Source organism: Providencia rettgeri, from assembly GCF_041075285.1.
Lineage (GTDB): Bacteria > Pseudomonadota > Gammaproteobacteria > Enterobacterales > Enterobacteriaceae > Providencia > Providencia rettgeri_G.
In genome coordinates this window covers 1648788-1661402 of record NZ_CP163512.1, presented here as the reverse complement: position 1 = coordinate 1661402, position 12615 = coordinate 1648788, and the positions used below count along the sequence as shown (strand labels likewise).

12 protein-coding genes are annotated in these 12615 nt (G+C 37.5%); 9 read left to right on the top strand and 3 right to left on the bottom strand.

Annotated features, from left to right (window positions below; translation table 11 throughout):
• Nucleotides 1–400: 400 nt before the first annotated feature.
• Nucleotides 401–829, top strand: a complete 429-nt coding sequence (mdtJ, locus tag AB6N04_RS07520) for a multidrug/spermidine efflux SMR transporter subunit MdtJ (protein ID WP_369311265.1) — start codon at nucleotides 401–403, stop codon at nucleotides 827–829.
• A gap of 1 nt (nucleotide 830) precedes the next feature.
• Nucleotides 831–1163, top strand: coding sequence for a multidrug/spermidine efflux SMR transporter subunit MdtI (gene mdtI, locus AB6N04_RS07515; protein ID WP_369311264.1), 333 nt, complete (start codon nucleotides 831–833; stop codon nucleotides 1161–1163).
• Nucleotides 1164–2429: 1266 nt separating this feature from the next.
• On the opposite strand, the gene AB6N04_RS07510 is transcribed toward mdtI, so the two are convergent.
• Entirely contained in the window at nucleotides 2430–2627 is a 198-nt protein-coding gene (locus AB6N04_RS07510; protein ID WP_369312037.1) for an FGGY-family carbohydrate kinase, read from the bottom strand.
• A gap of 910 nt (nucleotides 2628–3537) precedes the next feature.
• Here AB6N04_RS07510 and AB6N04_RS07505 point away from each other — a divergent pair.
• From AB6N04_RS07505 to AB6N04_RS07485, 5 genes are all read left to right on the top strand, one after another.
• Complete coding sequence (locus AB6N04_RS07505) at nucleotides 3538–4098, top strand: fimbrial protein (protein ID WP_369311263.1); 561 nt, start codon at nucleotides 3538–3540, stop codon at nucleotides 4096–4098.
• A gap of 112 nt (nucleotides 4099–4210) precedes the next feature.
• Nucleotides 4211–6733 (top strand): fimbria/pilus outer membrane usher protein, encoded by a 2523-nt coding sequence (locus AB6N04_RS07500; protein WP_369311262.1) that lies wholly within the window; start codon nucleotides 4211–4213, stop codon nucleotides 6731–6733.
• A gap of 19 nt (nucleotides 6734–6752) precedes the next feature.
• Entirely contained in the window at nucleotides 6753–7487 is a 735-nt protein-coding gene (locus AB6N04_RS07495; protein ID WP_369311261.1) for a molecular chaperone, read from the top strand.
• Nucleotides 7484–8671, top strand: coding sequence for a fimbrial protein (locus AB6N04_RS07490; protein WP_369311260.1), 1188 nt, complete (start codon nucleotides 7484–7486; stop codon nucleotides 8669–8671). Before AB6N04_RS07495 ends, AB6N04_RS07490 begins: the two co-directional genes overlap by 4 nt.
• A gap of 52 nt (nucleotides 8672–8723) precedes the next feature.
• Nucleotides 8724–9224 carry a fimbrial protein gene (locus AB6N04_RS07485; RefSeq protein WP_369311259.1) on the top strand — a complete coding sequence of 167 codons (501 nt, stop codon included), beginning with the start codon at nucleotides 8724–8726 and terminating at the stop codon, nucleotides 9222–9224.
• A gap of 163 nt (nucleotides 9225–9387) precedes the next feature.
• On the opposite strand, the gene AB6N04_RS07480 is transcribed toward AB6N04_RS07485, so the two are convergent.
• Nucleotides 9388–9594 carry a hypothetical protein gene (locus tag AB6N04_RS07480; RefSeq protein ID WP_369311258.1) on the bottom strand — a complete coding sequence of 69 codons (207 nt, stop codon included), beginning with the start codon at nucleotides 9592–9594 and terminating at the stop codon, nucleotides 9388–9390.
• Nucleotides 9595–9660: 66 nt separating this feature from the next.
• Between AB6N04_RS07480 and AB6N04_RS07475 the strand changes: the two genes are divergently transcribed.
• The gene (locus tag AB6N04_RS07475) at nucleotides 9661–9972 is read left to right on the top strand and encodes an MFS transporter (protein WP_369311257.1); all 312 of its coding nucleotides are present in this window, start codon (nucleotides 9661–9663) and stop codon (nucleotides 9970–9972) included.
• Between the two features lie 209 nt (nucleotides 9973–10181).
• Here AB6N04_RS07475 and AB6N04_RS07470 read toward each other — a convergent pair whose 3' ends face one another.
• Nucleotides 10182–10532: a RidA family protein gene (locus tag AB6N04_RS07470; RefSeq protein ID WP_369311256.1), complete on the bottom strand. Its 351-nt coding sequence runs from the start codon at nucleotides 10530–10532 to the stop codon at nucleotides 10182–10184.
• 151 nt (nucleotides 10533–10683) lie between these two features.
• On the opposite strand from AB6N04_RS07470, the gene AB6N04_RS07465 reads away from it, so the two are divergent.
• On the top strand, nucleotides 10684–12606 hold the full coding sequence (locus AB6N04_RS07465) for an ATP-dependent DNA helicase (protein WP_369311255.1): 1923 nt from the start codon (nucleotides 10684–10686) through the stop codon (nucleotides 12604–12606).
• Nucleotides 12607–12615: the final 9 nt, after the last annotated feature.

Sequence of the window (12615 nt, the reverse complement as noted above, 5' to 3'; positions counted from 1 at the left end):
ATGTTTTTATGCAATATAAAAGATGTTTGTATTCATTGACTTAATAAAAAAGGCATGCTAAATATACCCTGTAATCAACTATCAACATGAGGGTTCGGAGTAAATTGGGCGGATGTCTGCCTGATGAAAAGAATAAGATATCATGCTTAGCTCAACTAGCGGCAAGATCAGCAAGTCCCAAAAAAGAACGACACACAGGCTTTTCCTTTCAGCTATCCTTTCCAGTGAACACTACTGGTGTGGTGCATTATAGCGTCTCTCTCGATTATTCATTTCGCTGAATAAATTCAGCATCGTATTGTTTTTATTTGAATTTTCAACAACTGCGTTAGCGCTTTTTGTTCACTTATCTTGTGTAAAAAATAGGCGATTACGCAGATGTATGTAGAGGGATATTATAATGATTTACTGGATATTTTTAATATTAGCTATCGTAACTGAAGTAATTGGCACCTTATCAATGAAACACGCCAGTGTCAGTGGTGATTTCACGGGTATGGTGGTGATGTACGTCATGATAGCCACATCTTACATTCTTCTCGCCGTTGCAGTAAAAAAAGTCGCATTAGGTGTAGCCTACGCACTATGGGAAGGTATCGGTATTCTATTCATTACCACTTTCAGTGTGATGTGGTTTGATGAAACATTATCGCCGATGAAAATAGGTGGATTAGTATTACTGATCACAGGTATTGGTCTGATTAAGTCAGGCACCAAAAAAGCGACAGTGCGTCAATCGGCTCAAAAAGTGAAACAAGCAACTCAACATGCGGTCAACGCAGCCAAATCAAGTGCTTTAGTTGGACGCGAAGCTAAATCGGAGGCGTAATATGGCCAGTCATTTTGAATGGTGGCATGCTGCGTTTTTGATCCTAGCAGTTGTGCTGGAAATCATCGCCAATATTTTGTTAAAAATGTCGAACGGTTTTAAACGATATTGGCTTGGGATCCTTTCGTTAATGGCAGTACTCGGGGCATTTAGCTCTTTAGCGCAAGCGGTAAAAGGTATCGAGTTATCTATTGCTTATGCGCTTTGGGGGGCTTTTGGTATCATCGCGACAGTGGCAGCAGGGTGGATACTGTTCAACCAACGCCTGAATTATAAGGGGTGGGGGGGGATTGTGTTATTGTTGCTTGGTATGGTGTTAATTAAGATGTCGTAATGCTCGTCATATTTTGCACTGTCGCGTTGTTGGCTTCATTCGTTAACCCTAGTCACATACTGATGTATGCTCCTAGGGATTAACTCACTTGCCGCCTAGCGACATCACAAACTATTTAGAGCATTAAATAAGCAGCCTATTTTGCACTGTCGCGTTGTTGGCTTCATTCGTTAACCCTAGTCACATACTGATGTATGCTCCTAGGGATTAACTCACTTGCCGCCTAGCGACATCACAAACTATTTAGAGCATTAAATAAGCAGCCTATTTTGCCCTGTCGTGTTGTTGGCTTCATTCGTTAACCCTAGTCACATACTGATGTATGCTCCTAGGGATTAACTCACTTGCCGCCTAGCGACATCACAAACTATTTAGCGCATTAAATAAGCAGCCTATTTTGCCCTGTCGTGTTGTTGGCTTCATTCGTTAACCCTAGTCACATACTGATGTATGCTCCTAGGGATTAACTCACTTGCCGCCTAGCGACATCACAAACTATTTAGCGCATTAAATAAGCAGCCTATTTTGCCCTGTCGTGTTGTTGGCTTCATTCGTTAACCCTAATCACATACTGATGTATGCTCCTAGGGATTAACTCACTTGCCGCCCAGCGACATCACAAACTATTTAGCGCATTAAGTAAGCAGCCTATTTTGCCCTGTCGCGTTGTTGGCTTCATTCGTTAACCCTAGTCACATACTGATGTATGCTCCTAGGGATTAACTCACTTGCCGCCCAGCGACATCACAAACTATTTAGCGCATTAAATAAGCAGCCTATTTTGCCCTGTCGTGTTGCTGGCTTCGTTCGTTAACCCTAGTCACATACTGATGTATGCTCCTAGGGATTAACTCACTTGCCGCCCAGCGACATCACAAACTATTTAGCGCATTAAATAAGCAGCCTATTTTGCACTGTCGCGTTGTTGGCTTCATTCGTTAACCCTAGTCACATACTGATGTATGCTCCTAGGGATTAACTCACTTGCCGCCTAGCGACATCACAAACTATTTAGAGCATTAAATAAGCAGCCTATTTTGCCCTGTCGCGTTGTTGGCTTCATTCGTTAACCCTAGTCATATACCGAGGTATATGACTAGGCATTGAGATATTTAACTTACTGATTTTCTTAAATGACTATCGAGTTGATATACAGGTTGCAATGCGCTGTATAACGCATCAAAAACCTGATAAGTCGCCGCAGATTCAGCGCTGTTTTCTGGCAAATATCGTGCCTTTATCTTCACACATTGTGAGATAGCGTCTTCAAAAAGAGGCAAAATAACCCTCATCAACAGCTGCGATTATGGCAGCTCCCAAACTTGAAGCTTCCTCATTCTCTGGTATTTCTATCGGTTGATTAGCAAAATTAGATTTTAGCTGTGTCCAAAATGAAGATTTTCTACCACCACCAATAGAAATAATTTTTGTGACTTCAACACTTAATAAAGAATCATCTGGGATTCAGACCTAAAAACCAAATTAAAGTTGTAACAAAATGAAAGTATAGTTAATTAATTGTCAATATTATTATTAAAAATAACACTTTTTCATCCATTTAAGGGGTACTTAAGGTATGAGTTATATGATTAATTTATTGATATTTATGGGTTAATAAATAAAAAAAAAAGAATAAATTAAACAATAATTTTATTTAATAGATATAATCTATTGAAGTTACTATTATTGATTGCCAAAAACATATTTACTCGAAAGTCGCCCAATTCTATATTACGACCCAGTAAAGAGTTTATCAGTATTCAATTATATATTATCTTAATTTAAATTTAATAAATTCTACCCTATTTAAACAAGTGGGGAAAATATCTATCATTGGCTTTTATTATGAAAAATAAAAGGATGTTACGGCAAGATATTATTTCTTGAAGAAGCTAGAGTAAATCAGTCGCTAACAGAATATAATTTAGGGAGGATAATAAAAGTTAGCCAACAACAAATATCTCATTATGACCCAGGTTAAACGGGTATTAATATTGAAAATTGCCTCCATTGATTTTATGTTAAATATTTTAGAGGAAATTTTTCTAATTTTTTTTCAGTTATGGTTCATTACTCAGATGAACTTACGGATATAAAATTAAAAAGAAAAAATCTTATAAAAATAAATTAATTTACTAAAATAAAAAAATATAAATTTTCGCATGGGACATCCTAAATTATAGGGATACTTACATCTATTAGGTGTCGAATGTTAATAAAAATGAAACTAACAATTTCAGAATTAAAAAATAACATTGGAATATACTTAAATTAATATATTTATATATGTGAACTTAAGTGTGTTCCTGCCTAATTCATATTAGGAAGTTGATAATTTTCACACCTATAGCCCATACTTAATCAAGGAATTAATATGAAACTTCGTTTACTTGTATTAGCAGCTTTAGCATCAACAACTCTTTCCGGGTACTCCTTAGCAGCAGTACCGCCAGGTTCACAAGGTTCTGGTGAAATTACCTTCAAAGGTTCAGTCATCAAAGCACCTTGTGGTTTAGCTCCGGGGGAAGATGGTGATAACCAGCACGTCGATTTGGGGCAAATATCGGATGCTCAATTAAGAACTGTTGGTTGGGGAAAACAAAAAGACTTTAAAATTAACCTTATTGGATGTGTTTTTGAAGCAGATGATGAAGGTAATGTAGCAAATACAAAAGCTAATATACGTTTTGATGGTGTTTCTGTCGGTGGAACAAATGGTTTCCTCGGTGTAACAGGGGAAGCTAAAGGTTTAGCAGTCAAAATAACTGACTCGTCTTCTAAACAAGTGAAAATCGGAACCGCCTCTGAAAACTATACTCTGCGTTCAGGCGATAACTCATTACTATTCTCAGCGCAAGTAGTTAGATTAGATGGTCAAGAAATTGTTGCAGGTAGTTATACCGGATTAACTAACTTTTCTTTAACTTACTTATAATAGTAATTAGTAGTGCGCCAGTTAATATAAACTAGCGCACTACAGCAACGACTATTTAAATAATAAACTGATTATCCTCCCCTGCGTAATACCTTAATGAGACTGCATTATCATGAGTGGTAAAAAGAAATATTCATTTATCTCCACTATTATTCTTAGTTTATTTATGTCTGATTTTGCTAGCGCAGATGTAGGGAACATTGAATTTGAAACTCGGGCTCTTGAGCTTGGTGATAAAACAAATATAAATTTAAGTAATTTTACTCGCTCTGACTATCTTCCAAGTGGGGTTTATGCCTTAACATTAGAGTTAAATAATCGTGAAATTGAAAGTGAAAATTTTGATATAATTGAAGATAAAGATAACTCCCAAATTTGCTTTAAAAAATCAACCATAGAAAAATTTGAGTTAAAAGAATCTTATTTTAAGAAGATAATTTTAAATACAGCCAATGAAAATCCAAACTGTATTTTAATAAATGGCTATGAGGGAATTTCCGCTCGAGTAGATAGGGAAAAAAGTATTTTACTTGTCACTGTTCCACAGCTCTTATTAAAATATAGTGATCCAGATTGGCCACCACCAAGTCAATGGGATGATGGTATAGCAGGAGTTTTACTGGATTATACATTGAATGGTAATTTATTTAATAGCCGTGATGGTAGTAGTACTAAAGATATTTCTAGTTATGGAACTGCGGGAATAAACTACGGTGCTTGGCGATTCAGAACCAATTATAATGCATCATTGTATACTAGTGATGATAGAAGTGATAAGCATGAAATTAATACCTCTGCTGTCTATATCACTAGAGCACTTAAAACGATAGGTGCAAACTTAGCCATTGGTAAAAAATATTTTTTATCGGATGTTTTTGACTCGATTGATTACCAAGGTTTTGAAATTATAAGCGATAATCGAATGCTTCCTCCAGCTTTAAGGGGGTATGCCCCTCGTTTAAGCGGTGTGGCAAAGACAAATGCTAAGGTCATTGTTACTCGAGCTGGCAGTATTATTTATGAAAAAAATGTTCCACCAGGTCCATTTGTCATAGAAGATCTTAATGACACAACCTCTGGTGTATTAAAAATGATCGTCAGAGAGGAGAATGGACAAGAAGAAGTTTCAACGATTGAAACATCAAATATTCCTTTCTTAACCCGAAGCGGTCATATTCGCTATAAAACGATGATGGGTAAAATGGAGGGTAATTATGGTGGTGAAAAAATAAAGTTAATTATCTCCGAAGTCTCTCTTGGTATTTTATCAAAAATATCCTTATTTGGCGGTGCTACTGTTACTGACAGAAATTATCATGCAATAAATACCGGTATTGGTTATGATATGGGATTATTTGGAGCATTGTCAGTTGACATTACACATGCGAATGCACTAATACAAAGAGATCGTTGGACAGGTCAAAGCTATAGACTAAATTATTCTAAAGTTTTCGATAGTATCGATAGCCAAATAACATTTGCTGGATATCGTTTTTCTGATGAGCATTATCTATCGTTAAATAATATGGCTAACATGCTTTCTAGCCCAACATCAACAATTACAAATAAAGAAAGTTATAATATTGTTGCCAGTAAAAGCTTTCGTGATTTAGGTTTTTCTATCAATGCTATATATAATAAACAAACCTTTTGGCAAGGTATCTCTGATAGTAATACTTATGGCCTGAGTATATCGAAGTCTTTTGATATTGATAAATTAAAAAATATTAATGCTTATTTATCCATTAATAGAACAGAATACATATCTAATATGACATCGCAAAAACAAAAAGCAAATAATTCCATTTATTTAAGCTTTAGTATACCACTCTCTACAAGTGAGTATATTAATGCAGGATCTCAAATAAGTAATGGTGATCTATCACCTAGTATCACGTATAGCAATAATAAAGATTGGAATAATATTTGGTCAATCGGTGCGAGTTCTGCTACGCCTAATTTTTATGACAGTAGTAACTTTAATGGGAATATACAGATGAATCGTAATGCCTATAATGCATCTGTTAATGGTTCTGTTGGTCCAAATAGCTATTATCTTGCTGGTAGTATTAAATCAGGTATTACTGCAACTATGCATGGCGTTGGTATACATCGTGATGGCTATAGTGGGAATACACGCTTAGTTATCGATACTGATGGAATTGAAGGGGTATATATCGGTAGCCAAGGTAGCAATAATGCTCAAAATGTGGTTACAAATAGCCAAGGTATTGCAGTATTAAATGACATCCCAGATTACTACCGTACAGACTTTACAATAGATACGAATAAATTACCTAACGATATTGAAAGTAATAACCCGAATATTCAAATGGTTTTTACTCAAGGTGCTATTGGTTATCGTAAACTAAACCTTTATCGCGGTATTAAAATGTTTATAAAGCTTACTGACTCTCAAGGAAATGTAATTCCTTTTGGTTCCATTATTTATGATGAACAAGAAAAACGACAAGTTGCAGTAGTAGGTGAAAAAGGGGAGGTTTATTTATCTGGGGTTAGTCCGAAATCTATTCTAACCACTCTAGATAGTGAAAAGAAGAAGTGTAATTTTTCTCTGACAAATACTAATTCTTCATTATCATCCTTTATATCAGTAACTTGTAACCAAAATTAATTTTTTCAGGAAACAAACAATGATCGAAAATGTTCGCCCAATTAAACGTTTTATCTACTTATTTCTATTCGCGATGATAAATAGTACTGCTGAAGCAGCAGTATCTATCGACCGAACTAGAGTAATCGTATATGCTGATGATAACTCATCTCCCGTAAATGTGATAAACCATAGTAAAAAATTACCTTATTTAGTACAAACATGGTTAGAAAATGAAAAAGAGGAAAAAATTAACTCACCTCTTACTGCTTTACCCCCATTACAACGAGTAGAAAAAGATACAACTGTACAAGTTAGAATCGTACCGTTACCTGAGGCTGCTAAATTACCACAAGATAGGGAGTCGCTATTCTATTTTAACTTGCAAGAGATACCACCAAAATCAGATAAGCAGAATGCAATTCAATTTGCATTACGGTTAAAAATAAAATTGTTTTATCGCCCTACCGAATTAAAAGCTTTAGCAGAGAATGTATGGCAAGAGAAATTAGAACTTATTCCTTCAGCTCAAGGTTTAAAATTAGTTAACCCTACGCCTTTTTATATTGTTATACCAGTAATCATATCAGATAAAACTAGTTTATTGGCTGAGGATGAGTCAGTTACATTAAAGCCGAAATCTGATGAATTGTTGCCTAACATAAAACCAAAATCACAAAAAATACAAGTTCAATACATTAATGATTACGGTGCTTATGTGAAATTGGACTATACCTGTACGGTAACGGTTTGCACAAAGGATAAAACAAAGTGAAGACTTTTTTTATTTTAGTAACCCTAATATTAGGGTTTATTTCAAGCAATGCATTTGCATATCAAATTGCAAATTGCCAGTGGGAACAATCTAATTATTACCCTTTGATTCCCCAAGGATTTAAAAAATATATTAATGACTCTATTCAAACTAAAAAAGAATATTATGCTTGTGGGGAAAATGGTTCACAGACATGTAGCCGAACTTATTATGAATTACCACAAAGTATTTACACTATACAAGCTGTCAATACTGTAACCTGTATTAATAATGGTGATGAACCTGGAAATTTAACGCTTTATTTGTATCGTGTAAATAAGAGGGCAGAGAAGAACTTTAAAGATATTAAGATTGCAGCACCTAATGGTGCATTCGCTTGGTTAGGCAATACAACAACACAGCGAGTTGAGTGGATCGACCAAAAAGATTTTATATTAGAGCCTTGCCAAACTAACTGTGGATCGATAATGGGCGGATTTCCACAAATAAAACAAGTCATTCCATTAACGATTTCAGCAGTCGCAATCAAAACACGCTCATATGTTAGAAGCGATCTACAATGGGATAGCATGGACTATGTTGGAAATCTTAGCATAGGTTTTCGGGTTTTTAGCCCTCAAACCATATATCGGGATATACCACTTTGTATTGGCCTAGAAAATACATCAGGTCAATGTGTACAGTATGTGGGCGGAAATGATGGTGGTAATGGTAGCGTTAATCCACCACCGCCACCGCCTGTCTGTACAGTACAAATTAGTACCCCTAATACCGTCGAATTTCAGCCAATAACCTCAGATGATTTAAGCCGTAATCGGGTTCGAATGACTGATTTTACATTAGTAGCAACTAAAGGACCTTCTCAATCGAGTGCATGCATTGGTACGCCATATAATATCCCGGGGATATTGAAACCTGAGGGTGGATATATGGTTAATGACTCATTCTGGGGAATAAATGCATACGATGGCACGGCCCAAGGAATTGGTTTAAAAATATATGATTTGGATAATCAATACTATATGAAGTTTAATAGTACATACTCTTCGTTTATTAGAGATATAAATACAAGCAGTGAAACCAAAAGATTTCGAGCTGAGATTGCTGCCACTACAGAAGATATAAAAAAAATCCAGGCTGGAGAATATAGTCAGGTTATAACTTTTGAAGTTAGATTACTTTAATAATTTAATTACGATTTGATTGTAAATTATATTTCATTATCTGGAGATAATAATGAAAAGCATATTTTACTGTTTAGCTATATATTTAATATTAGTACATGCAGCGCAGGCTAATGTGGCAACTAGTCGAACAACATTTAAAGGTTTAATTACTGTAGCAACGTGCAATATTGTTGTTGGAGATGATGCCCAGACTGTGGATATGGGGGAGATATCTTCAACCGAATTAGAAACAAGAGGACGTTCTAGGTCGGTTCCTTTTACTATTCGTTTATATGGCTGTAGTGAGTCAGATAAAATCGCGAAAACATTATTTGACCAAACTGGCACTGGTGCCAGTGGAACTGTCATTCCTGTTGATGGTATGACTGGAGTTGGACTAAGCTTACAGGATGGCGGCGGGAACCCAATTACTTTTAATAGCTATTCTATCGGACAAAAAATTCAAGAGGGAAATAATGCTCTGCACTTTTCGGTTTTTCTTGTAAAAACAGGGCAAATACAAGCTGGTCGCTTTTCTCGTGTTTTACATTACAGTATTAAATACGAATAAAGTACATAGTTTTAAATTAAAAATTTTGACATTATACCCGTCCTAAAGTGAACGTCAGGACGGGGTTTTCCCTCCGAGCTGATAAAATTGGCTCTGTCACGTTGTTGGCTTCATTCGTTAACCCTAGTCATATGTCGTGGTATATGACTAGGCATTGAGATATTTAACTTACTGATTTTCTTAAATGACTATCGAGTTGATATACAGGTTGCAATGCGCTGTATAACGCATCAAAAACCTGATAAGTCGCCGCAGATTCAGCGCTGTTTTCTGGCAAATATCGTGCCTTTATCTTCACACATTGTGAGATAGCGTCTTCAAAAGAGGCAAAATAGCCCTCATCAACAGCTGCGATTATGGCAGCTCCCAAACTTGAAGCTTCTTCATTCTCTGGTATTTTTTATTATATGCCCCACAATTTGTTGGCGCAAATTATATGATCGTTCTGCTGTTATCAATGGTATGGGGGGCCGGGGTAGCGGGGTACATTCCATTAGACGCTATGTCAGCAAATATGGTTGAGAAAGACAAAGGAGCCATTATGTCAGTATTGAATTTAGGAACTGGTCTTTCTGTGGTGATTGGTCCTGCAATCGTTGGCTTATTTATTCACTTAATAGGTCCTGGCGGCGTGACTTGGCTAGTCGCTGGCTTATATTTCTTTGGCGCATTAATTACCAATTTCCTTGATGAACCGACCAAACAACATGTTCAACTAGTTGATAATGATATACTGATTAATGAATAAATTTAAACGTGTTTACGCAGTTTGAAGGCAAGGATTAAGTTGCCTTCAAACTGTAGCCAAACATAAAATGTTTGGCTACTGCTTGGTTAGGTCTTGAAAATAGACTCGAAAAATCAATGTGTTGATTTTTGACCGATAACACAAAGTGGAAAAAACGCGCTTTTATTCCACTTTGTTAGCAACCTCAAGGCAACAGTCGAGTTGCCTTTTTAATCATCAATCGCAGCAACAACTTTGATTTCAACTTTATATTCCGGCTTCATCAACAGTGCTTGAACCGTACACCGCACAGGGGCGCTACCTGGGACAACCCAAGCATCCCAAGCTTGGTTCATACCTGCAAAATCGGCCTTATCCGCAAGGAAAATAGTGGCATCAAGAATTTTGCTTTTATCAGAGCCGACGCGCTCTAACATTATGTCAATTGCTGCAAGTGTATTGGCGGTCTGAGCGACAATGCCGGCATCCAAATTTTCAGGTACGCTGGTGTAATAAACCACATTATTGTGAATAACCGCTTCAGACCAACGGCTATCGGGATCAATACGTTTAATAGTCATAATTGTTCCTTATTATCTGTTCTGTCCAAGGATAACAGCTTGCGGGCGGTATGAAAATCGCTTGATCCATGAAACCATAATTAGAACAGCACGAAGTAATAACTCATGGTAAAGTGAGCGTCTTATTTTTGCTAACGAATAGGTTTTTGTAGTGCACGACGACTTTTCTGCTGATGGCTTTTTGGCTAAAACAATCTCAGGTTTCCAACCTCGCGCCGCGCAGGTGACGATGTCTAATGCGGTCACAGAAGCCATAGAGCAGCAGCATGTTTTAGTTGCAGAAGCAGGAACAGGAACGGGAAAAACCTACGCTTATTTAGTACCTGCGCTGCGAAGCGGCAAAAAAGTGATTGTTTCTACGGGCTCAAAAGCACTGCAAGACCAACTTTATCACCGTGACCTTCCAACCATTATTAATGCCATGAATTACACGGGGCGTACCGCTTTACTAAAAGGGCGGTCAAACTATTTGTGTTTAGAACGGTTAGACCAACAATCATTAGGAGGTGGGAGTTTAGAACCCGAAATGTTATCGGCTGTGGTTCGGTTACGCAGTTGGTCTATTGAATCTGAATTGGGCGATACCAGTACTTGCCATGATATTGCCGAGGATAGCCCTGTTTGGCCTTTAGTGACTAGCACCAATGATAATTGCCTTGGCAGCGATTGTCCGCGTTATCAAGAATGTTTTGTGTTAAAAGCACGCCGTAAGGCTTTAGAGGCAGATATTGTGGTCGTTAACCATCACCTCTTTATGGCTGATCGCGTTGTTAAAGACACTGGTTTTGGGGAATTGATCCCTCAAGCTGATGTAATGATCTTCGATGAGGCTCATCAAATTCCGGATATTGCCAGCCAATATTTTGGTCAACAACTAAGTAGCAGGCAATTACTCGATCTTGCTCGCGATATGATAATGACTTACCGCACTGAATTAAAAGACCAAATTCAGTTGCAAAAAAGTGCCGATAGGCTTACACAAAGTACTTTAGATTTTCGCTTGAATCTTGGGGAAAACAGCTTCCGTGGAAATTTACGTGATTTATTAAAACGCAATGAAGTCCAGCGAGCCTTGACATTACTCGATGATTCTCTGGAACTTTGTTATGAAGTCATTAAAACTTCGCTAGGGCGCTCCCAAAGTTTGGATTCTATATTTGAGCGCGTTACTGTCTACCGTAACCGTTTGAACCGCTTAAAAGATGTTACTATTCCTGGCTACAGTTATTGGTTTGAAAGTTACGGGCGACATTTTCTATTGGCTTTAACACCGCTTACTGTGGCGGATAAATTCAGTGAAATGATAGCGGACACCCCAGCGAGTTGGGTATTTACTTCTGCCACTTTGTCTGTAAATGAAAAACTGAGTCATTTTACCGATCGATTAGGGTTAGCTAACGCGAAAACATTACTATTAGCCAGTCCATTTGATTACGAAAGCCAAACATTATTGTGTGTTCCGCGTTTTCTGCCTGAGCCGAATCAACGGGGTTGTGCACAGAAACTAGCCGCTATGTTGAAGCCGCTGATTGAAAAAAATCAGGGGCGCTGTTTCTTCCTTTGTACGTCACATTTAATGATGCGAGAATTGGCTGAAGAGTTTAAAGCATCGTTGACATTACCCGTTATGGTGCAAGGTGAAAGTAGCAAAAATAAGTTATTAGCGCAGTTTATTGCGGCGGGGAATGCGGTGTTAGTGGCGACGAGTAGCTTTTGGGAAGGTGTGGATGTGCGAGGCGATGAACTAACGTGTGTGATTATTGACAAATTGCCATTTACTGCCCCCGATGACCCACTATTAAGAGCACGGATTGAAGATTGTGAGTTACGTGGTGGCGACCCGTTTACTGATGTGCAGTTACCTGATGCAGTGATCACGCTAAAACAGGGGGTAGGACGATTAATTCGAGATACCAGTGATTACGGTGTGATTGTGATTTGTGATAATCGCTTGGTCACACGTCCTTATGGTGAAATCTTCTTACGCAGCTTACCGCCATCACCACGCACACGCAGCTTAACTAAAGCAATCCATTTTTTAGCTGAAAAAAGGGCGCAGACAACAACCAAATAACAGTAGGTT

Excerpts from the sequence above, each read along its gene's own strand:
- mdtJ (WP_369311265.1), top strand. The coding sequence starts at position 401 with ATGATTTACTGGATATTTTTAATATTAGCTATCGTAACTGAAGTAATT.
- AB6N04_RS07470 (WP_369311256.1), bottom strand. The coding sequence starts at position 10,532 with ATGACTATTAAACGTATTGATCCCGATAGCCGTTGGTCTGAAGCGGTT.
- AB6N04_RS07475 (WP_369311257.1), top strand. The coding sequence starts at position 9,661 with ATGATCGTTCTGCTGTTATCAATGGTATGGGGGGCCGGGGTAGCGGGG.
- AB6N04_RS07505 (WP_369311263.1), top strand. The coding sequence starts at position 3,538 with ATGAAACTTCGTTTACTTGTATTAGCAGCTTTAGCATCAACAACTCTT.
- AB6N04_RS07485 (WP_369311259.1), top strand. The coding sequence starts at position 8,724 with ATGAAAAGCATATTTTACTGTTTAGCTATATATTTAATATTAGTACAT.
- AB6N04_RS07500 (WP_369311262.1), top strand. The coding sequence starts at position 4,211 with ATGAGTGGTAAAAAGAAATATTCATTTATCTCCACTATTATTCTTAGT.
- AB6N04_RS07495 (WP_369311261.1), top strand. The coding sequence starts at position 6,753 with ATGATCGAAAATGTTCGCCCAATTAAACGTTTTATCTACTTATTTCTA.
- mdtI (WP_369311264.1), top strand. The coding sequence starts at position 831 with ATGGCCAGTCATTTTGAATGGTGGCATGCTGCGTTTTTGATCCTAGCA.